The organism is Mesonia profundi, assembly GCF_031085155.1.
GTDB classification, from domain to species: Bacteria; Bacteroidota; Bacteroidia; order Flavobacteriales; family Flavobacteriaceae; genus Mesonia; species Mesonia profundi.
Map to the genome: position 1 here is coordinate 1 of NZ_JAVHUL010000032.1, position 20074 is coordinate 20074.

The 20074-nt window shown below is 35.7% G+C and carries 20 protein-coding genes; 8 read left to right on the forward strand and 12 right to left on the reverse strand.

What is annotated here, in order from left to right; all coding sequences use genetic code 11:
* Nucleotides 1–107: 107 nt before the first annotated feature.
* The 3 genes from RBU60_RS11030 to RBU60_RS11040 form a co-directional block, all read right to left on the reverse strand.
* On the reverse strand, nt 108–401 hold the full coding sequence (locus RBU60_RS11030; protein ID WP_308865079.1) for a hypothetical protein: 294 nt from the start codon (nt 399–401) through the stop codon (nt 108–110).
* Between the two features lie 31 nt (nt 402–432).
* Nucleotides 433–666, reverse strand: a complete 234-nt coding sequence (locus tag RBU60_RS11035) for a hypothetical protein (RefSeq protein ID WP_308865080.1) — start codon at nt 664–666, stop codon at nt 433–435.
* 121 nt (nt 667–787) lie between these two features.
* Nucleotides 788–1954 (reverse strand): 3-deoxy-D-manno-octulosonic acid transferase, encoded by a 1167-nt coding sequence (locus tag RBU60_RS11040; protein ID WP_308865081.1) that lies wholly within the window; start codon nt 1952–1954, stop codon nt 788–790.
* 169 nt (nt 1955–2123) lie between these two features.
* On the opposite strand from RBU60_RS11040, the gene RBU60_RS11045 reads away from it, so the two are divergent.
* The gene (locus tag RBU60_RS11045) at nt 2124–3263 is read left to right on the forward strand and encodes a DegT/DnrJ/EryC1/StrS family aminotransferase (protein WP_308865082.1); all 1140 of its coding nucleotides are present in this window, start codon (nt 2124–2126) and stop codon (nt 3261–3263) included.
* 76 nt (nt 3264–3339) lie between these two features.
* On the opposite strand, the gene RBU60_RS11050 is transcribed toward RBU60_RS11045, so the two are convergent.
* The 5 genes from RBU60_RS11050 to RBU60_RS11070 form a co-directional block, all read right to left on the reverse strand.
* Nucleotides 3340–5706: a hypothetical protein gene (locus RBU60_RS11050; protein ID WP_308865083.1), complete on the reverse strand. Its 2367-nt coding sequence runs from the start codon at nt 5704–5706 to the stop codon at nt 3340–3342.
* Between the two features lie 4 nt (nt 5707–5710).
* Complete coding sequence (fabD, locus tag RBU60_RS11055) at nt 5711–6592, reverse strand: ACP S-malonyltransferase (protein ID WP_308865085.1); 882 nt, start codon at nt 6590–6592, stop codon at nt 5711–5713.
* A gap of 98 nt (nt 6593–6690) precedes the next feature.
* Nucleotides 6691–7191: a pyridoxamine 5'-phosphate oxidase family protein gene (locus RBU60_RS11060; RefSeq protein ID WP_308865087.1), complete on the reverse strand. Its 501-nt coding sequence runs from the start codon at nt 7189–7191 to the stop codon at nt 6691–6693.
* A 296-nt stretch (nt 7192–7487) separates the two neighbouring features.
* Nucleotides 7488–7970, reverse strand: coding sequence for a dihydrofolate reductase (locus RBU60_RS11065; RefSeq protein ID WP_308865088.1), 483 nt, complete (start codon nt 7968–7970; stop codon nt 7488–7490).
* Nucleotide 7971: 1 nt separating this feature from the next.
* The gene (locus RBU60_RS11070) at nt 7972–8424 is read right to left on the reverse strand and encodes a 2TM domain-containing protein (RefSeq protein ID WP_308865089.1); all 453 of its coding nucleotides are present in this window, start codon (nt 8422–8424) and stop codon (nt 7972–7974) included.
* Nucleotides 8425–8484: 60 nt separating this feature from the next.
* On the opposite strand from RBU60_RS11070, the gene RBU60_RS11075 reads away from it, so the two are divergent.
* The 5 genes from RBU60_RS11075 to RBU60_RS11095 all read left to right on the forward strand — a co-directional run bounded on the left by RBU60_RS11075 (nt 8485) and on the right by RBU60_RS11095 (nt 13972).
* Complete coding sequence (locus tag RBU60_RS11075) at nt 8485–9561, forward strand: aminotransferase class V-fold PLP-dependent enzyme (RefSeq protein ID WP_308865090.1); 1077 nt, start codon at nt 8485–8487, stop codon at nt 9559–9561.
* A 161-nt stretch (nt 9562–9722) separates the two neighbouring features.
* On the forward strand, nt 9723–11462 hold the full coding sequence (locus RBU60_RS11080) for a thiamine pyrophosphate-dependent enzyme (protein ID WP_308865093.1): 1740 nt from the start codon (nt 9723–9725) through the stop codon (nt 11460–11462).
* A gap of 263 nt (nt 11463–11725) precedes the next feature.
* A complete protein-coding gene (locus tag RBU60_RS11085) occupies nt 11726–12766 on the forward strand; it encodes a hypothetical protein (protein WP_308865094.1) in 1041 nt (346 codons plus the stop codon).
* Entirely contained in the window at nt 12697–13470 is a 774-nt protein-coding gene (locus tag RBU60_RS11090) for a hypothetical protein (protein ID WP_308865096.1), read from the forward strand. The genes RBU60_RS11085 and RBU60_RS11090 overlap by 70 nt, the downstream gene beginning before the upstream one ends.
* Nucleotides 13445–13972, forward strand: coding sequence for a hypothetical protein (locus RBU60_RS11095; RefSeq protein WP_308865097.1), 528 nt, complete (start codon nt 13445–13447; stop codon nt 13970–13972). Before RBU60_RS11090 ends, RBU60_RS11095 begins: the two co-directional genes overlap by 26 nt.
* A gap of 170 nt (nt 13973–14142) precedes the next feature.
* Here RBU60_RS11095 and RBU60_RS11100 read toward each other — a convergent pair whose 3' ends face one another.
* The 4 genes from RBU60_RS11100 to RBU60_RS11115 form a co-directional block, all read right to left on the reverse strand.
* A complete protein-coding gene (locus RBU60_RS11100) occupies nt 14143–15111 on the reverse strand; it encodes an L-histidine N(alpha)-methyltransferase (protein WP_308865099.1) in 969 nt (322 codons plus the stop codon).
* A gap of 16 nt (nt 15112–15127) precedes the next feature.
* Nucleotides 15128–16294, reverse strand: a complete 1167-nt coding sequence (gene egtB / locus RBU60_RS11105) for an ergothioneine biosynthesis protein EgtB (RefSeq protein ID WP_308865100.1) — start codon at nt 16292–16294, stop codon at nt 15128–15130.
* A gap of 351 nt (nt 16295–16645) precedes the next feature.
* Nucleotides 16646–17050, reverse strand: coding sequence for an energy transducer TonB (locus RBU60_RS11110; protein WP_308865102.1), 405 nt, complete (start codon nt 17048–17050; stop codon nt 16646–16648).
* Between the two features lie 11 nt (nt 17051–17061).
* Nucleotides 17062–17886: a thymidylate synthase gene (locus tag RBU60_RS11115; protein WP_308865104.1), complete on the reverse strand. Its 825-nt coding sequence runs from the start codon at nt 17884–17886 to the stop codon at nt 17062–17064.
* 291 nt (nt 17887–18177) lie between these two features.
* Between RBU60_RS11115 and RBU60_RS11120 the strand changes: the two genes are divergently transcribed.
* Nucleotides 18178–18732 (forward strand): YceI family protein, encoded by a 555-nt coding sequence (locus RBU60_RS11120; protein ID WP_308865105.1) that lies wholly within the window; start codon nt 18178–18180, stop codon nt 18730–18732.
* Between the two features lie 11 nt (nt 18733–18743).
* On the forward strand, nt 18744–20030 hold the full coding sequence (locus tag RBU60_RS11125; protein WP_308865106.1) for a hypothetical protein: 1287 nt from the start codon (nt 18744–18746) through the stop codon (nt 20028–20030).
* Nucleotides 20031–20074 lie beyond the last annotated feature (44 nt).

The following is a 20074-nucleotide window of genomic DNA, read 5'->3' on the forward strand; positions in this document are numbered from 1 at the left end:
TATAAATCAAAAAAGCTGAACAATGAAGTCATTGTTCAGCTTTAAATATTAAATTTAATCCTTTATTAATCTGTATCAATTATTTAGGACTAGACAAGGAAAAAGGATTAGATATCGTCGTTACCTTCAACTTCGTCTTCTACATCTTTTGCAGCTTTATCGATAGCATCACCTGTATCGTTAGCAGCATCTTCAATAGCGTCACCCGTGTCGTTAGCGGCATCTTCGATAGCATCACCTGCATCGTTAGCAGCGTCTTTAATATCGTCACCTACTTCGTTCATTTCACTTTCTGCGTCATCTACGTTTAATTCAATTTCTTTTTTGTTTTCTTCTCTACAAGAAGTAAAAGCGGTTGAAACTGCAAATAACATCGCAAGCATGATTACTGATTTCTTCATAATTTTTGGTTTTGTGTATTTAGTATTCAATTTAATTATCGTCTCCGATTTTTTCAATCTCTTCGTTCACTTCTTTGTTTACTTCTTTGTCTACCTTCTCTGCAGTGCGTTCTAAGATACCTTTACTCTCTGGCTCTACTTCAACTTCTTCCACTTTCTCTACTTCCACTTCTCTAACTACTTCTTTTGTTTCGGTTTCGTTTCTACAAGAAGAAAGTACAAGTACTGTGGTCAATAGACCTAATGCTAAAAATGATCTTTTCATTTGTTCCTACAATTTTTGGTTAATGTGGGCGCTAAATTATATATTTTAACAACACTAGGAAGGAAAACTTTAATAAATTTTTCTTAAAAGAAATTTATTTTTAGGAGGTTAACTTCCTTTTTTACATCATTTTACCTCCAATTAGGCTAAGGATTCTTTTTTGTGCGCCTCTGTTTTTCTGAATAAATTGAAAAGAATTTTCGCCTGTGCTCAACCTAAAAGAAGTATCAGTGATAAGTTTTGTGACGATTCGATTGAGTTCTTCTTTGGAAGCTACACTAAACAAGGCCTTTTCTTCTAACAATAATTTTGCTTCTGGAAACTTGCTGTGGTTTTTTCCTATAAGAATAGGAATCCCAAAAGTGGCTGGTTCTAAAATATTATGCAGACCGGTGTTTCCCGCAGCGCCACCTACGTAAGCCAAATCCGCGTAAGCGTAAAGTTGAGAAAGCAATCCTATAGTATCTATAATAAGGACTTGAGTTTCTTTTAAATTAGCATTGGTAAGTTGAGAATGCAGTACATAAGAGGTGTTGAGCTTTTGGGTTAAAGCCTGAATTCTTTTCTCCTCCACTTCATGCGGCGCGATAATTAACTTTAAATCTGGATGTTTGTTGATAACTTCCAGTAAGAGGTCTTCATCTTCTGGCCAGGTGCTTCCGCAGACCATACAGAGGTGTTGTTGCTTAAATTCTTCCGCGAAAGCGAAATGATTTTGCATTTGTAATTGCTGAAAAACCCGGTCATAACGCGTATCTCCGCTTACACTAGCGGTAGAGATTCCTTTCTCTTCCAATAAAGTTAACGAATCTTGATGCTGCACAAAAATATGGGTAAAGCTTTGCAAGGCCTTGAACATAAACTTTCCTAACGGATGAAATAGAAACTGATTTTCTCTAAAATTAGCCGAAATTAAATACGTAGGAATATGCTTAGACGCTAGTTCTTCTAGGTAATATGGCCAAATTTCATACTTGATGAATAAAGCCATGTCGGGTTCAATCTCTTGAATAAATTTCTTGGCGTTGTTGGGCGTATCTAAAGGCAAATAGGTAACGAAGCTCGCATATTCACTATTTTTTTTCACTTCATAACCTGAAGGGGAAAAGAAGCTTAATATAATTTCGCACTTGGGATTTAATTCTAAAAGTCCTTGCAACACAGGGACGGCTTGCTCATATTCTCCTAAAGAGGCTGCATGAACCCAAATTCTTTGATTGGTTTTGGGAGGAAGCTTTCGCTGAATTTTCTTGAAAACATCCCTTCTGCCGTTTACAAATAATTTCATCTTCGGACTTATGAACCTCAAACAAGGAAGAAGCAGCTGAAAAAGCGAAATAAATAAGCGGTATAAAAATTTCAAAGTCTATTTTTTTGCTAAAATAAACTATTCTTAAGAGAAACAAATTGGGGGAGCTACCTATATTTCGTACTTTTGCAAAAAGATATGGTAATTCATGAAAAAGATTCAAATGGTTGACCTTAAAGGTCAATATGAAGAAATAAAAGAGCAGGTAGACACTTCTATGCAAGAAATTATAGAAAACACCTCTTTTATTAATGGTCCAGAAGTACATCAGTTTCAAAAAGATTTAGAGGAGTATTTAGAGGTAAAGCATGTGATTCCTTGTGCCAATGGTACAGATGCGTTACAAATTGCGATGATGGGACTTGGTTTAAAACCCGGGGACGAAGTGATTACCGTAGATTTTACCTTTGCGGCGACCGTAGAGGTGATTGCGCTTTTAAACTTAACTCCTGTTTTGGTAGATGTAGAACCTCATACCTACAATATAAACCCTAAGGAAATTGAAAAAGCGATTACACCAAAAACCAAAGCGATTGTGCCTGTTCATTTATTTGGGCAAAGTGCGAATATGGATGAAATTATGAGAATTGCTAAAGCGCACAATCTCTTTGTGATTGAAGATAATGCACAAGCGATTGGCGCCAATTATAGATCTAGCGATAAGAGTATTAAAAAAACAGGTACGATTGGAGATGTTGGAACCACGTCTTTCTTTCCTAGTAAAAATTTAGGTTGTTACGGAGATGGCGGCGCTATCTTTACTAACGATGATACTTTGGCACATACAATTAGAGGAATTGTAAATCACGGAATGTACGAGCGATACCATCACGATGTGGTGGGTGTAAACTCTAGATTAGATAGTTTGCAAGCAGCCGTTTTAAGAGCAAAACTACCCCGATTAGATATTTATAATGAAGCTAGAAAAGAAGCAGCCTTTAAATATTCGATGGCATTTGAAAACAACAAAAATATTATTACTCCAGAGGTGGTGAGCGATTGTGATACCCACGTTTTTCATCAATATACTTTGCGTATTACGAATGGCAAGAGAGATGCTTTAGTGAAGTACCTACAGGAGAATAATGTGCCTTGCGGAATTTACTATCCTATTCCTTTACACGCTCAAAAAGCTTACGCCAATGCGGAGCGTTATAACGAAGAGGACTTTAAAGTAACTAATCAATTGGTGAAAGAAGTTATCGCCTTACCAATGCACACGGAATTGGACGAAGATCAAATTAGATACATCACTAAAATGATTAATAATTTTGTAGGGAAAGATTAAAGAAAATAATTATAAATAAAAAAGAGGCTTTAGAAAAAGCCTCTTTTTTATTTATACCTGAAACCTAGAACCTTTTCTAAGGCTTGATTCTAATTTTTTCTGAAATAACCTTCCCGTCTTCCGTAAGACCTTCTATAAAAAATGTAAGCTCTTGGGTAAGGGTATTTATAAGTTTAAAACTTTGTGAGTTTTCATCTTTGAAAAGCAAGGATGGAATCCAATGAATAGTTCCGTAATGTTTAAATTCTTCGCTATTATAAGAAGCATACCTTGGCGTATAAAAAACTTTAGAAAACGAAAAACCATCTTGCGCCACATAAGTTTGAAACTTTTGATTATACTCTTTCTTTCCTAGCTTAAAAGTTTTCTTGGTGGTAATTTCAATTACTCCTCCAGCACCTCTAGAGCCTTCGCCAACCCCAGAACGATTAAAAACAACAGACTCTATTTCCTCTGTTCTAATATTGTTTAAAATATCCAGAAAGCCGTTGCTAATTTCTGAATTATCTAGAAAAACCAAAGTGCTTAAGGAGCCTCTTAAATTTGAATTTCTTCTTGAGGAAATTGATACAGAGGTTGCGCTTCTTCGTACGTTAAAATGATTGGCTGCTATATAATCTAAGAGAAGGGGATAAGCAAGATAATCTTTTTCTCCAATCGTCTTAATGTCTTTAAATGTACTGGATCTAGATTTAATAGTATTTAAATTGTCTCCCCTAAGGGTGATGGAATCCAACGTTTCTTCATTTATTAAATGATCAAAATTATAAATGAAATTATTATCTTCAGAGTAAAACCTGGACTCATTTCTCAATTTAATGGATTTATTTTTCTTTTGTATAGGTGTGATACTCATAAAAAGTTGTGGTTTTTTAAGCTTGCCATTCCTTTTTTTGATTGAACCGATGTATAGGGAGTCAGCTTTCTGAACAAATAAACTGTCCAGTTTAAACTCACCTTTAGCATTGAGATCTAAAATTTCAAACAAATTGGTTTGGTTGGAATTCATGTAGATCTTATCTACTTTTTTAGGCTTGTAGTTATTTATCTTTCCGGTTACAGAAAACCCAACTTCCGAAGCATAAAAGTTTTTAGGAGGATTATTAAATATATCTCTCCATTCATATTTGCTCCATCCTTGAGTAAGCAAAAGTAAATCTAAATCATATAATCGCTTTCGCGGAATTGTTTTATCAAAGTAATACGAGGCGTTTTCAATTTCACCTTTTACATAAGGTTTTAAAAAGAAGACGGAAGCCGTATTTTGAGTAGAAGTATAAGATTTGGTAAGAGAAGGTAAAACCGAAATACTTAAGCTTCCCTTTTTAACCTTTTCATCTAATCTCACCTGAAACTCAAGCGAGTCGATATGATTTTTCTTTAAATAAACCGAAGCATCCAATCTTTTGCTATCAATCTCTTTATAGACCAAACGCTCTAAAATAGGTTCTTGTTGGTCGTTAAATAAGGTAATGATATTCACTCCGGGGTTAAGGGAAGACTTTTTTATGGGAAGAACCACATTGGTATTATGCTCAGAGAAAAAAAATTCTATCCCATTCATATTTCCGTTTTGATGTACCAAAACAATATATGGCTTTTGCTGTAGGCTCGCTAAGGTTTTTTCGTTGGTGTTGATAGATAAAATGACTTGGGTAGGATGAAGATTATTTACAGATAAGCTAATCCCGGTTGAATTTGCCGATTTTAGGGAAGTCGTAATCTCCTGTCCGTTTTTTAAGCTAACCATAACTGAATAATCATCTCCCGAAACCGGAGTAAAACTAAACTTACTTAAACCTAGGTGATTAGAGCTAAATTTAGTGAGTACTTCGTTTTTATTATTTTTAAGTAAAGCTTCAGAGAATTCTACTCCTTTTCCATAAGCATCAAGTAGTTTAACCCCAACCGTATTTGGAGCATCGGCAAGTAAATGCCCGCCTTCTGGCAATAATTGTAAATCGTAATTCTCTTTTTGAGAAGAATCTATTTCCACTTTAGCGTCATCCCCTAAAATTTCAACAGTTTCATGAAATACTAAGTCTTCTTTAAAATTCCTCATAAAGTGAGTAGAAGCCTTAATTTGATAGTTTCCAGGACTTAATTCTAACTCATTGGGATCAAAAAAACCTTCCCCAATTCCTTCGTAAGTGAATATCACTTTACAAGCAACTTCATCTCCCTCTTCGTTAAAAAGCTTTACGTTTAAGTTGGTCGTTAAGGGATGCGGTAATAAATCTCTGCTGCTATAAGCATAAGCAGCAAACCAAATGCCTTCTTGAGGAACAAACTTAGTCTTGTTGAGGTGGAGGTAAATACTCTCCCTATTCAGTTTAAAATACTTTTTTTGGGCTTCTTTTAGACTTTCAAACGTCTTGAGATTGGTTTGAGAGAAACTGATGCACGTAAATAATAAAACGAATAGGAAGAATAGTTTTTTCATAGGCTTATATCTCGGGAGTGTGGGTTAGTATTTTTCGATCTACTTTTTTTACTAAGCCTTGCAAAACTTTCCCCGGACCTACTTCTGTAAAGGAAGTAGCGCCATCTGCAATCATGTTTTTCACGCTATGCGTCCATTTTACGGGTGCGGTAAGTTGAAAGATAAGATTTTTTTTAATTTCTTCTGGGGAATTTACAGCAAAGGTGCTCACATTTTGATAAATAGGACAAATAGGTTTGCTAAAAGTGGTGTTCTCTATGGCTTTGGCTAATTCTTCTCTTGCTGGTTCCATTAACGGAGAGTGAAAAGCGCCGCCTACAGGAAGTTTTATGGCTCTTTTTGCTCCGCGGTTTTTAAGTTCTTCACAAGCTCTATCAATCGCATCTACTTCTCCCGAAATCACTATTTGCCCGGGGCAGTTGTAATTCGCAGCCACTACAATTCCTTCAGTATCTGCGCAAACGGCTTCTACCAATTCATCTTCCAAACCTAAAACGGCAGCCATGGTAGAATCCTGCAACTCGCAAGCTTTTTGCATCGCTAAAGCTCTTTGAGAAACCAGTTTCAGTGCATCTTCAAACTTCAGAGTTTTGTTAGCTACTAAGGCAGAAAATTCTCCTAAAGAATGACCTGCAACCATATCTGGCTTTGCTTGATCTCCTAAAATAGTATGTAATATAACGGAGTGAAGAAAAATCGCAGGTTGGGTCACTTTGGTTTCTTTCAATTGCTCTACAGTTCCTTCAAACATAATGTCTGTGATAGAGAAACCTAAAATTTTATTGGCTTCGTGGAACATGTCTTGAGCTTGAGGATATTTTTCATAAAGGTCTAAGCCCATTCCCGAAAATTGAGCGCCTTGCCCAGGGTATATAAATGCTTTCATAATATTTTTTTTGATTGAAAAGCAAATGTAATAAAAAAGGTTCAAGTACAAACAAATGTACTTGAACCTGACTTGAGGCAAAAAGGGGGAACCTAATTTTATAAATTCAACTTTCCTTTTTCTCCTATATCTTGTTCATTTCCGGTAAGGCTGGCAACTCCCATTTTTAAGAAGCTGATGTATTTATTGGTTTTGGTATCCCAATAATACGCTTCTTTAGGCTGAAACTTAATTGCGGTAAGATTGGGATCATCAACGCCATTAAACCAATTGTCTGAAACGTTAGAGTATAAATCTTCCAATATACTTTGATCCGTAATAATACGTGCATCTCCGTAAACGCTAACAAATTTTTTATCGGCAGGGCTACTGTAAAGTAACTGTGACTTGCTATTTTGAGTAATATTTTTATTGTGATCGCTATCTCCAGAACTTAAAAACCAGATATTGCCGTGATCATCAATTTTCTTTTGGGTCATGGGAATAGCTTTTAGAGGAGCTTTACCAAGATTGGTTACCAAGATGCTAGTCTCTATACTGTTGGTCATTTCCTTTAACTTCTCTAAAGCCTTCTCGTTTTTCTTATTTTTTGTACTCATCTCCTTTTTTATTTAAAGATAAACAGATAATAGAAGTTTTTCTGCTAAACAAGTATTAAAAAAACAAGAATAGTGTTAAGATTTTTTAGTTTTAATAACGCCTTTTTAGCTTTTCTTTTTTTGTCATCCTGAAAAAATTTGACTGAAAGGAAAGTTTTGTTCAGGATCTCAAGATAATGTATCTCTTATATTTTAGATGAAACCCGAAAATCTGTTTTTCAAAAAGCTTTTTCACTTTTTCAGAAAAAAAATTCAGTATAACATTTATTCAAGGATGGTAATGATGTGAAGACTATTTACTTTCTAGTGTAAGTATAGTAAGTAAAAGAATACTTGTGGTCTTCATCTTTCTCATGAAAAACTTCTTCTATGAGTTTCCAATTATTTTTATCAAATTCAGGAAAGTAGGTATCCACATCAAAAGTGCCGTGAACCCGAGTAAGTTCCATTTTCTGTACATAAGGAAGTGCTAAGCTATAAATCTCGCCTCCTCCAATAATAAAAGGCTGTTTATCATCAGCAGCAAAAGCCAAGGCATCTTCTATGTGATGTACCACTGTGCAATCTTCATTTTTGTATTTCTTATCTCGCGTTAATACAATATGTGTTCTGTTTGGCAATGGTTTTGGGAAAGACTCAAAGGTTTTTCTTCCCATAATAATGCAATGTCCCGTGGTGAGCTTTTTAAATCGCTTAAAGTCATCAGGAAGATGCCACACCAAATCGTTATCTTTTCCTAACTCGTTGTTTTTTCCGGCTGCAGCAATAATGGTTAACATACTATGAATTGATTATAGGGTGATCTGGATTTGAAAAATTAGAATCGTCCTGTATACGTTTTGTAGGGGTTGGATTAGGTAAAGGATGTTCTTTTTCAACTTTTAATTGCAGTTGCTCAATCTTTAACTGTTGCTTTTCTACGAGTTTCTCTAATTGCTTTTCTTCCCAGTCTTTCCCCATAAAAGAATTCACAATAAACACGTTGATAAAATGAATAAGTAAAAAGAAGAACCAAGCTAAAATGGCCCACACAAACCAATCGGTATTTAAAGGTCTAAAATTCTCTCCAAATTTTAAAACGAGATTAAGAATAATAAAGAGGATGGATCCCGCCAAGAAAACCACAAAGTGAGCGGTAAGTCGCTTCTTTTGCTTAATTCTTTTCTGTGCGTTTTCAATAAGTTGACGCTGTTCTGGATCTATTTTACTGGTTTTCTTATCTGTAGAACTCATAATAACTGTAAATTAGTAGTCTCCAAATTTAACATTTTTTAAATCATTTATTTCATGCTTATGAATAATTTAAGGAAACACTTTCCTCTTATAGAACAGTATACGTATTTAAATACGGCTGCCGCGGGTCTGCTTTCTGAAGCTGTGTTTGATTACCAACAAGATAAAAATATTGATTTCTTGTTGCAAGGAAGTTTAGGCCGAGATAAAGAAGCCAATATTTTAACTGAAGTTAGAGAGAAAATAGCTTATTTTTTTTCTGCGGAAGCTTCGCGTGTAGCCTTGGTTCCTAACTTCTCCTTTGGTTTTAATACGATTTTGGAAGGATTTAGCGCTGGAACTAAATTTCTACTCTTAGAAAATGATTATCCGTCAATTAATTTGGCAGTCGAAACGAGGGATTTCAACATCACCTATGCTCAAATCGATGAGAACTTAGAGCAGAATATTCTGCAAAAAGTAGAGACAGAAAAGCCTGAAGTCTTGGCGCTGAGTTTGGTGCAATACCTTAACGGAATAAAAATCGACCTTCATTTTATACAAGAACTTAAAAAGAAATTTCCTGAACTGCTCATCATCGCCGATGGGACTCAGTATCTAGGAACTGAAGCTTTTAATTTTGCAGCATCGGGAATAGATGTACTTGGCGCGAGTGCATATAAATGGCTCAACGCTGGTTTTGGAAACGGATTTTTCATGTTCACCCAACAAGCCGAACATAAAATCTCTCCCAAAACCGAAGGATCTGGTTCTCATATGGGGAAATACAAAGAAAACGAACTTCATCTTTTAGGAAATTTAGAGCCCGGTCATCTCAATTTCACAACTATGGGAAGTATAAAAATAGCCTTAGAACTGCAAGAAAATATAGGACTCCAGAAACTAGAACAACATATACAAATGCTTTACGCAGAAGCGAAAAAAGAGTTTGCTAACTTAGGATTGTTAGAAGAAAGTGTGCTAAATAGAAAACAACATTCCCCCATTTTTAACCTAAAAGGAGATAAGAAATTATTTCAGCAACTTACTCAAAAAGATATTATTTGTTCCCAACGCGGGGACGGTATTCGGGTGAGTTTTCATTATTACAATACCTTTAAAGATTTAGAAATGTTGGTGGGAGTATTGAGAAAATAACGATAAATCGTTTAGATTTACGTTAACTGCAGCACGATTAGAAAACTTGTATCAGCGGGAGCATCAGTACTAAACAAATAGAGATTTTCTTTATCAACAATTAACCTTGTCTTAATATAAAACCATTACCTCGTTTGCTATCTTTAACAAAAAACAACGATATGGCAAAGAAAGTAGCAGATTTATTGGTAGAAAATTTAGTGAATGCAGGGGTAAAAAGATTATACGCCGTTACGGGAGATAGTTTAAATCCTATTAACGATGCCGTAAGAAGAGATGGTAGATTGGAGTGGATTCACGTACGCCACGAAGAAGCAGGAGCCTATGCCGCTTCTATGGATGCCGAATTAGATGGTATTGGTTGTTGCATGGGCAGTAGCGGACCAGGTCATGTGCATTTAATCAATGGTTTATACGATGCCAACCGTTCTGGAAACCCAGTAATTGCCATTGCCACCACCATCAATACCAATAAATTGGGAATGGATAATTTTCAAGAGACCAATGTGGTTAAGCTTTTTGACGATTGCAGTAAATATTGTGTGATGGCTAACACTCCTCAACAAGCGGCACACGCATTCCAATCTGCTATTCAGCACGCTATTCAAGATAGGGGGGTGGCGGTAGTAGGTTTGCCCGGTGATGTTTCAGAGGCTGATGTGGAGCCAATAACAACGGCGAATAAAAATTTCTATACCAACTCCAGACTTATTCCGGGAAAAGAGGAGGTGGAACAATTGGCAAAAGTCATCAACTCCAATAAAAAAGTAATGTTATTTTGTGGGTATGGATGTAAAGATGCTCAAGAAGAGGCTATGCAACTTTCAGAAAAGTTAAATGCCCCTATGGGATTTAGTTTCCGAGGAAAAATATTTTTCGATAAAACAAGCAATCCGTATGCGGTAGGTTTAAATGGTTTACTAGGAAATAAATCTGGGTTTAAATCCATGCACGAAGCCGATTTGCTTATTTTATTAGGTACAGATTTCCCGTATACAGACTTTTTGCCAGAGGAGAATACCATCATTCAAATCGATGATAAACCCGAACGTATTGGTCGTCGCGGAAAAGTGAATTATGGTTTTGCAGGGAAGATAAAAGACACCTTGGAAGCCTTGCTCCCTATGTTAGATAAAAATACCGATGATGAGTTCTTAAAGGAAATGCGAAAATTGCATCAAGAGCAAGAAGAGAAATACGCTTCTTATGTAAAAGCAAAATCTGAAGAGGATAATATTCATCCCGAGTTTGTGGCTTCTGTAATTGATGATGTAGCGGCAGATGATGCTATTTTTACGGTTGATACGGGGATGTCTGCGGTTTGGGCTGCCAGGTATATTAAGGGAAAACGCAATCGTTACCTCACGGGATCTTTTAACCATGGTTCTATGGCAAATGCCATGCCTATGGCTATTGGCGCAGGCTTATCTAGACCAGACCGCCAAGTTATTGCTTTATGTGGCGACGGGGGTATTAGTATGCTCTTGGGTGATTTGATGACGATAAGCCAATATAATATTCCTGCAAAAATTATTATTTTTAATAACCGCACCTTAGGAATGGTTAAGCTAGAAATGCAAGTAGCTGGATATCCTCAATGGCAAACCGATATGAAAAATCCCGATTTTGCTAAGGTGGCAGAAGCGATGAATATTAAAGCTTGGAATGTAGACGAATGTCAAGATGTTAAAAGTGTCTTGCAAGAAGCATTTGCGCACGAAGGTCCTGCTCTTGTGAATATTTTTACAGATCCTGATGCTTTGGCGATGCCTCCAAAAGTAGAGTTTGATCAAATGAAAGGCTTTGCAACAAGTATGGGAAAATTAATGTTGAACGGTCATGCTGCTGATGTAATTGATACAGCAAAGTCTAATATGAAATATTTAAAAGAATTATTCTAGGAATTATTAGTTAGCTAGCGCTTGTCTGTGATAATATGGACTATTTAGCACGAGTTGAAAACTCAAATTAGGGTAGAAGCATTAAAAAAATAACGACAAAGTGTTAATATTTTTAGATTAAATAGTTTTATTGTTAATTCTTTAACTATATTTATGGAGTATTAACTAACTCACTTATTTATGAAAACTAAATTTATTCCATTTTCACTACCTCACTACCTCACTACCTCACTACCTCGCTACTGCTGGTCTTGATTTTAAGCTTGTCAAGTTGTGAAAAAGATGACTCTTTTAAAGACCAAGCAGAAGACTCGCAAATAAATGCTACAGAAAGTGGATTTTATACAGAATATGTAGAAAGCTCAGCCATCTCAAAAAATGCAAATTTGACAAAACAGCTTTCTAAGTCTTTAACCACCCCAGAACATGTAATGGGTAAAGGAGAGCGAACAGAGTTGGCCCTACATAACCAAATAGCCAAATACATTAGTAGTGAAGATGGTAGTTACCATTCGTACACCTTTCATGTTTCCAATACACCAGATAGTGTAGGACTAGAAAACATTTTATACGCCTCCTCAGATGGAGGTAAATCTTATAGGATCTATTTATTGGAATATCCCTATACCGAAGAGTATATGATTAATACTTATGGTTTTGGCTCATTTGATTTTAAAGGAAACGATATTATCTACTACCCACTTAACGAAGAAGCAAAAGTTAATACTGTTGATTGTTTAATCATGCAAGAGACTTCTTGCATGTATAACCTTCACAATGGGGGCTATTTTCCAGACGGACTACAGTGTGATGGTTATGCCACATCCTCCTTTTTAGATTGTTCTATAAGCTCTAGCGGAGGTCCTAGTGGTGGGGCAACTGGCCCTTACATCCCTTTTAACCCATCTCCTTTTAATGGTGGTGGTACTGGAACCGGCGGTGCAGGAAACCCATCTCCAGGAACAGAGGCAACTTCACCAATTTATCTACCCATGAAAAGCGTAATAAGAAAGTTGGCGCCTTATGAAGATGAAGCAGAAGAAGATCATATAAAACAATGCTTGTCCAATAACTCTATGTTGACGATCCCATTAGACATGTTTTTGGGAGAAAACCCTACGCCAAAGCAAGAAGCTTTTGGGAAAGAGGCTATAAAAGCTAAGTGTGAGAATTCTAATGTAGATATTGATTTTGAGGATAGAATTTTTGAATTATTTGAAGGAACAAATGCAGATTGCGTACACGACAAACTAAAAGAAATAGACTTAGAAAATCCAAATATAACTTTGTATCACATAATTTAAACAATTTTAATGATGCAACAGAAAACTGGTTATTTTTTGAAGTAGGAGAAATTGGCGACGATTGGGGGCAAACAAGTGGTTATGTTGGGAATAGTGCTAATAGTATTCTTCCAGATGCTTATACAATTGTTATTGATAACGACTTAAACCAAAATGGGTCTAATCTTGCAATTATGGCAACTTTAGCTCATGAGCTAATTCATGCATACATGTTTGATACCCTTAGTGATGCGGGAGTGATTACATTTGACCAAAATACAGGAGTGCCCAAGTTAAATGTAATTTGTCAAGATGGGACTAATTATAACAATTTAAATTTGAACACCCTTTCTACTTCTGAAAGGTTTGCAGCATTAATTTGTGCCATGGAAGCTAGTAACACGTTAACCCCTCAATGGTCGCACGATTTATTTAATGAAAATGTTTTTTCAGTAACCACCTACCAACAACAATTGGCAGATTTTATTTTTGAAAATCATGATTGGAATAGTGAAGATTTTGATTTTAAAAATGATATGATTTCTTATTTTGGATCTAACTGGAAACTAAAAACGGCAGAAGCTTGTAGCTGGATTGGATTAACTGATACAACAGAGTATAGTTCTTATAGGGATTCTATTACGAATCCGATGATTAAAACTGGATTAATTCAACTTGCAGAATATAGAAATTTTGTAAATGATGCTAATTTTAATTGCAATTAAAATGATGAAACAATTAATTATAATTTTTGTGTTACTTACCGTAAATATAAGTATTTCACAAAATAAAGAATCTTATGATTTATATCTTTTTAATAACGAAAAATGTGAATTGTTTTTTAAAAAATCGGCAGAAGTTAAAGGCCAAGATTTTTATGTTATTTCCTATTCTTTAAGAATTCCTAACCAACACGATTCAAGATTCGTATTTAATTTTATGAATAAAGACAGTACTGATTTAGGATGGACTATAAAAGGAGGTAATGGCTCGGATTATGACTTTAACTTCTTTTACAATAGTAGAGAGCTAGAAACTAAATTTATGAAAGAAGGCGAGTATATAAAAAACAAAATTTTAATAAGTTATTTGCTATCTTCCAATTTAGAAATTTTGAATAAGGTCTTGGGAAAGGCTAGTAAAATCTATATTCTCGAAAAAACAGAGAAACCAGAATTTAAATATATTGCTAGGGAAGTCCGATACAGTATAGATGTCAAATTGTAACTGTTTAAAAGTTAACCTCTGCTTAAATAGGGCAGAGGTTTTATCTCACTACAGAATGGTATTGTTTTGCAGAAGAAGCTTTTAAGACTAAGTGTGATGGAGGGGATGTAGACTTCCCCTTTTTAGGACGGTGCTAAATTAGAAATAATTTAGCTCATCTTTTCTCTCTTTTACTTCTTCTTAAAAATATAGTTTTTATAAAATCCCTGATCGTCCATAAAAAATTCTTCAATTTTTAAACCAGCTTCATCTGCGAGCCACTCTACGATTTTATCATCATATTTTTGGGAGATCTCGGTATGAATGCTTTCCCAAGCTTTAAAATGAACTTGGAGTTGAAGCTCATTAATCCTTACTTCTTGTTCTTTTAAACTCACCAAAAAGCTCTTGGCAGTTCCTGTTTCGGGGTCATAAGTTTCCCAATGTTTAAAGCTTTCAACGTCAAAATTAGCATCTAATTCGCTATTGATTCTTACCAAGAGGTTTTTATTAAAACGATCTGTGATTCCTGCGGGATCGTTGTAGGCGTTTAGAATAGTTTCAGGATTTTTCTTTTGATCAAAGCCCATAAATAACATATCTTCCTCACTCATCGCTTGCTGAATGTTTTTCAAAAAGTCGATAGCCTTACCGTGTCTTAAGTTCCCAATATTGGAACCTAAAACCATAATGGCTTTTTTTCTAGTGTTATAATCGGCTAAACTTTCTAAGATCTTAAAATAAGAACCTTGTAGCGTCTTTACAGAAACTTCAGGAATCTCCTTTTTTAAAGAGCTTTCTAAATCATCCAAGCTATGCTGACTAATATCTACGGGGCAATATTTAAAATCGTAATTTTTATCTGCTAAATGTCGCAATAAAACTTTTGTTTTCTTACCGTCGCCAGCGCCCAGTTCAATCAGGTCAAAACCGTCTTTTCCATTAAAATATTCCGCGATAAGCGGAGTATGTTTTTTAAGAATATTAAACTCACAATTGGTGAGGTAATATTCGGGCATATTCATAATGTCCTGAAATAGTTTATCTCCTTTTTGATCATAAATAAATTTAGAAGACAAGTATTTGGGATTGTTGCTAAGTCCTTCGCGCACATCTTGTGCAAACTCCGTAGAATAAGTAGTCGTGTTTTCTTTTTTCATAAATTCTAATAGAAAATTATTTGGTTAATCTAAGTCCGTTAAACTGCCATCTTAATTGAGGGTGGAAGAAGTTTCTATAGGTGATTCTCGTGTGGTTCTTTGCGGTGGCTAAGGAAGCTCCTCTCAGCACTTTTTGATTCACCATAAATTTCCCATTGTATTCTCCTATGGCTCCGTCTGGTTTTTTATAATTAGGATAAGGAGAATAGGCGCTTTCTGTCCATTCCCAGCGTTCTCCCCAGTTAAATTTATGCTGTGCAGCTTCCCATTCAAATTCGGTAGGAAGGCGCATTTTTTTCCATTGGGCGAAAGCAAAAGCTTCATAGTAAGAAATATGGGTAAGCGGAGCTTTTTCCGTTAACGGAATTAATCCGCCAAGGGTATATTGATACCATTTCCCATCTACTTGATGCCAGTAGGCAGGCGCTTGAATATTTTCTTGATTAATCCAATCCCAAGCTTCGGCGTGCCATAAAAGTACATTTTTATAACCACCAGCTTCCATAAACTCTAGGTATTCTTTATTGGTAATAAGTTTGTTAGAAATAAAGAAATCGTTGAGGTAAACTTGATGTACGCCGCGTTCATTATCGTAGCAAAACTCATAGGTGTTGCTATGACCAATAGTATATAAACCTTTGGGAATGCTTAACCATTTTTGAGTGGAGGTATCAATTTCATTTTCTTGAAAATTCTCATCGTAAACAGGAAGTAAGGGGTTGTTTCCTAAAATATACTTAATATCGGTAAGCAATAATTCTTGGTGTTGCTTTTCGTGATGAATGCCTATTTGAATTACATCTTCTAATTCTTTACTGATATCGTTTTCGGTTAAGAAATTAATCAGCATTTTGGTGACATAAGCTCTGTAGTCATAAATCTGTTTTACCCCAGGCCTAGATAAATTTCCCCTGTTGGTTCTCACCACTTTTTTGCCTACACTTTCGTAATAGCTATTAAAAACAAAAGCGAAATTTTTATCGAATAATTCGTAGCTGGGAGCATTTTCTTTTAATACGAATTGCTCAAAAAACCAGGTGGTATGTCCCAAATGCCATTTAGGCGGAGAAACAAAGTCTGCGGGTTGAATTACATAATCTTCAATTTGCAAAGGTTTACAAATCGATTCGGTGGCATTCCTAGTCGCAATTAATTCTTCTAATAAACTTGGAGAAATTTTCATAGATGTGTTTTTTAAACAGCTTCCTCCCAAAGTTACACAATTTTAAACAGCAAAATCTTTAAGCTATGTTAAGGCCAAAAAAAAACCTTCCGAGTAGGAAGGTTGGTTTTTTAAAAACATTACAGAATTCTGTTGATTCAATTATAAAAGGCGTTTAGAGTTTTTTTATTAAATGACAGCTTGCTATTAAGTTTATCATGGAAATTTAAAAATTAATACGTATGCTTAATCAATTTAATCTAATTATCGGGTTATTAATAATCAAGTCTTATATCTTATGTCTTTCAGCGCCCGCCCGAACGTACCGCTTCGGTGCGGGCAGGTCTTAAATCTTAGTCGGACACGACTATTTTAAAAAGTAAAAGGGACTTTATATTTTATGGCTCTGGATTTTCCATTAAGATGACCCGGTTTCATTTTTGGAATAGCCAAAATGTTACGTTCCGCTTCTTTTTGTAGAAGCTCTCTTCCGCCGCTAGTTTTTAAAATTTTGGTTTCCCCGTTTTCATCTACTACAAAACTTACAATTACCTTGCTCCCTTTGTCTTCTGCTGTATAGCCTTTGGGGAATTTAAAGTTTTGCTGAATGTGCTTGGCCAACATCTGGTTAAAACAATTCGATTTTTGTGCGCTATTCTCACATCCTGGCCATACAGGAGCTACTTCTTTAGAAGAAACAGTGTTGCCAGATGCGGTTTGTGAAAACCCAAAAGAGGAAGTAAGTAAAACAGTTAAAATGATGACGTATTTTTTCATAGGATATTTTTTTAAATCGCAACCTTAGCTTTAATGTGAGGGTGCGGGTTGTAGTTTTCTAGTGTAAAGTCTTCAAAAACAAAGCCAAAGATGTCTTTCACCTCCGGATTTAAGAGCATTTTAGGAAGTTCTCGTGCTTCCCGGCTTAATTGTAACTCTACTTGTTCTTGGTGGTTGTTATAAATATGGGCGTCTCCAAAAGTATGTATGAAATCTCCGGCTTCATAACCGCAAACCTGAGCCATCATCATGGTAAATAAGGCGTAAGAAGCAATGTTGAAAGGCACGCCCAAGAAAATATCGGCGCTGCGTTGGTACAACTGACAAGATAATTTTCCGTTGGCTACATAAAACTGAAAGAACGCATGGCAAGGCGGTAAGGCTGCTTTTCCGTTGGCTACATTTTCATCAAAAGAAACCGACGTGTCTGGCATCACACTAGGATTCCAAGCCGAAACCAACATTCTTCTGCTATTGGGATTCTTTTTTAAGGTATCTACAATATCTTGAATCTGATCGATTTCTTCGCCGTTCCAATTTCGCCATTGATGACCATACACCGGACCTAAATCGCCATTTTCATCTGCCCATTCGTTCCAAATACGTACCCCATTTTCTTGTAAATACTTTACGTTGGTGTCGCCTTTTAAAAACCATAAAAGCTCGTGTACAATAGATTTTAAATGAAGCTTTTTAGTGGTAACCATAGGAAATCCTTCGCTTAAGTCAAATCGCATTTGGTAGCCAAAAACACTCTTGGTTCCTGTTCCTGTACGGTCTCCCTTTTCGTTTCCGTGTTCTAAAACGTGCTTCAGTAAATCGTGGTATTGCTTCATAGTTTCTTTTTTATAGACGTGTTCTAGGGTCGCGTTTTCTGGCACTTGCTTTTTTATTTCGTTCTCGATTGAATTCGAATTGACAAAACAAAAAGAGCTCTAATAAATCCTTAAGACCAAACACAAAAGTATGATTTTATAAGATTATACAATTAAAGTAAAGCGTTAAATCTATTTTTTGAAATTTTAAAAACTTCGAGGTCTTAAATCTTTAGAGTAACACTGACTTTTGTCATCTATAAGCCTTTATGATCTCCGTATTTTTGTGGTATAAAATCAAAACAAGCAGTTATGAGAAATTTAGCAGTATTTATCCTATTTATTTTTCAAGTGGGACAAGCAACTTCACAAAACTTTATAGCAGATGCGGCTAGTTCTAAAATGAGTGTCTCTGGCACCTCTTCTTTGCACGATTGGGACTGTCCTGCAGATACTTTTACAGGCAAGTTAAATGCTAATATGGAAAACGGAAAGCTTCAAAGTATCACGAGCTTCCACTTTGAACTGAAAGCAGAAAGCTTAAAAAGCGGAAAGTCTTTAATGGATAAAAAGATGTACAATGCCCTAAAGACCGATAAAAATCCGCGTATTATTTTTAAAGGGGATGAGGTAGAGTTAAACGGAGATCAAGTCATTTTTAAAGGAAAAATGACGATCGCAGGAGAAACAAGATCAATCGAAGCTCCCGTAAAAATAAATTATAAAAATGAGGTGCTTTACGTACAAGGCGAAAAGGCATTTGATTTGACCAGCTTTAAAATTGATCCGCCCAAAGCTATGCTGGGAACCATTAAAACAGGAGATGAAGTAGTGATTCATTACAACATTCAACTTAATAATCAGTAAAAAACAATAAAATGAAAAAGTTCAGTAACTATTTGGTAGTCGCTTTAGTAGCATTAATGGCTACCTCTATTCAGGCACAAAAAATAAATTTTGATCGGGATTTAGATAATTTTAGATATCCAGATCAAAGGGGAATCAACGTTTTTGAGTCTCCAAAAGATACTACAAGTACTTTTGATGGAGTAAATGTTAGAGTGGGAGGGGCTTTTGCGCTTCAATTTCAAGCCATATCGAATGAGAATGCGAACCTTGCAGGCTATGAAATTAAATCTGCCGGAGATAATTTTAATTTAGCTACCGCAAATATGGATTTAGACGTAGAGCTTTACGATGGGTTGAGATTGCATTTACGTACCTATCTATCTTCACGTCATCACAATGAACCTTATGTAAAAGGAGGGTATTTGTTAATAGATAAGTTAGACTTTGTAAGTGAAGGTTTTTTAGAAGAATTTATGCAGTACACGACTATAAAAGTTGGGCATATGGAAAACAACTATGGTGATGCTCACTTTAGAAGATCTGATAATGCACAAGCGCTTTACAATCCTTTTGTAGGAAACTTAATTATGGATGCTTTCACGACGGAAGTTGGGGCAGAAGTTTATTATAGAAGAGAAGGATTTATAGGAATGCTTGGGTTTACTAACGGAAAATTAAACCAGTCTGTAGAAGAAAATGCTAAGGGTAAAACGGGTGGAGCTTCCTTTTTGGCTAAACTAGGCTACGATAAGCAAATCAATAATGATCTGCGTTTAAGATTAACGGGGTCTCTATACAATACAGGTTACGTTCCCAATTCTTACTTATATAGTGCAGATAGAGCAGGAGCTAGATATTATGGCTTAATGCAAGGTGCAGCCGCAAGTGGAGATGACTTTAGAGCTTCACGTTACGATCCAGCATTAGCCAATAAGATTACAGCGGTAATGATTAATCCTTTTGTGAAATATGGCGGATTAGAATTCTTTGGAACCATAGAAATGGCAAAGGGTAAAGCAGCTGCCGAGGCAGAAGAAAGAACCGTAAATCAATATGCAGGAGAGCTTATTTATAGATTCGGAAATAATGAAAATATTTATGTGGGCGGAAGATATAACTTGGTTGATGCCGAAGATATTTCTGGAGAAGATGTGACTATAGATAGAATTCAATTCGCGGCAGGCTGGTTTATGACTAAAAATATTTTAGTAAAAGCAGAGTATGTGATTCAAAATTATAATGACTTTGGAGCCAACAGTATCTTGAATGAAGGTAAATTTGACGGAGCTATGTTAGAAGCGGTCATCTCATTTTAATCCATTTTATGATAAACACAAGCAGTACAGGTATAGCGCTTGTA

What these genes read in the sequence shown, in the direction of transcription:
- RBU60_RS11030 (WP_308865079.1), bottom strand. Translation starts at nt 401, where the DNA reads ATGAAGAAATCAGTAATCATGCTTGCGATGTTATTTGCAGTTTCAACC.
- RBU60_RS11035 (WP_308865080.1), bottom strand. Translation starts at nt 666, where the DNA reads ATGAAAAGATCATTTTTAGCATTAGGTCTATTGACCACAGTACTTGTA.
- RBU60_RS11040 (WP_308865081.1), bottom strand. Translation starts at nt 1,954, where the DNA reads ATGAAATTATTTGTAAACGGCAGAAGGGATGTTTTCAAGAAAATTCAG.
- RBU60_RS11045 (WP_308865082.1), top strand. Translation starts at nt 2,124, where the DNA reads ATGAAAAAGATTCAAATGGTTGACCTTAAAGGTCAATATGAAGAAATA.
- RBU60_RS11050 (WP_308865083.1), bottom strand. Translation starts at nt 5,706, where the DNA reads ATGAAAAAACTATTCTTCCTATTCGTTTTATTATTTACGTGCATCAGT.
- fabD (WP_308865085.1), bottom strand. Translation starts at nt 6,592, where the DNA reads ATGAAAGCATTTATATACCCTGGGCAAGGCGCTCAATTTTCGGGAATG.
- RBU60_RS11060 (WP_308865087.1), bottom strand. Translation starts at nt 7,191, where the DNA reads ATGAGTACAAAAAATAAGAAAAACGAGAAGGCTTTAGAGAAGTTAAAG.
- RBU60_RS11065 (WP_308865088.1), bottom strand. Translation starts at nt 7,970, where the DNA reads ATGTTAACCATTATTGCTGCAGCCGGAAAAAACAACGAGTTAGGAAAA.
- RBU60_RS11070 (WP_308865089.1), bottom strand. Translation starts at nt 8,424, where the DNA reads ATGAGTTCTACAGATAAGAAAACCAGTAAAATAGATCCAGAACAGCGT.
- RBU60_RS11075 (WP_308865090.1), top strand. Translation starts at nt 8,485, where the DNA reads ATGAATAATTTAAGGAAACACTTTCCTCTTATAGAACAGTATACGTAT.
- RBU60_RS11080 (WP_308865093.1), top strand. Translation starts at nt 9,723, where the DNA reads ATGGCAAAGAAAGTAGCAGATTTATTGGTAGAAAATTTAGTGAATGCA.
- RBU60_RS11095 (WP_308865097.1), top strand. Translation starts at nt 13,445, where the DNA reads ATGATGCTAATTTTAATTGCAATTAAAATGATGAAACAATTAATTATA.
- RBU60_RS11100 (WP_308865099.1), bottom strand. Translation starts at nt 15,111, where the DNA reads ATGAAAAAAGAAAACACGACTACTTATTCTACGGAGTTTGCACAAGAT.
- egtB (WP_308865100.1), bottom strand. Translation starts at nt 16,294, where the DNA reads ATGAAAATTTCTCCAAGTTTATTAGAAGAATTAATTGCGACTAGGAAT.
- RBU60_RS11110 (WP_308865102.1), bottom strand. Translation starts at nt 17,050, where the DNA reads ATGAAAAAATACGTCATCATTTTAACTGTTTTACTTACTTCCTCTTTT.
- RBU60_RS11115 (WP_308865104.1), bottom strand. Translation starts at nt 17,886, where the DNA reads ATGAAGCAATACCACGATTTACTGAAGCACGTTTTAGAACACGGAAAC.
- RBU60_RS11120 (WP_308865105.1), top strand. Translation starts at nt 18,178, where the DNA reads ATGAGAAATTTAGCAGTATTTATCCTATTTATTTTTCAAGTGGGACAA.
- RBU60_RS11125 (WP_308865106.1), top strand. Translation starts at nt 18,744, where the DNA reads ATGAAAAAGTTCAGTAACTATTTGGTAGTCGCTTTAGTAGCATTAATG.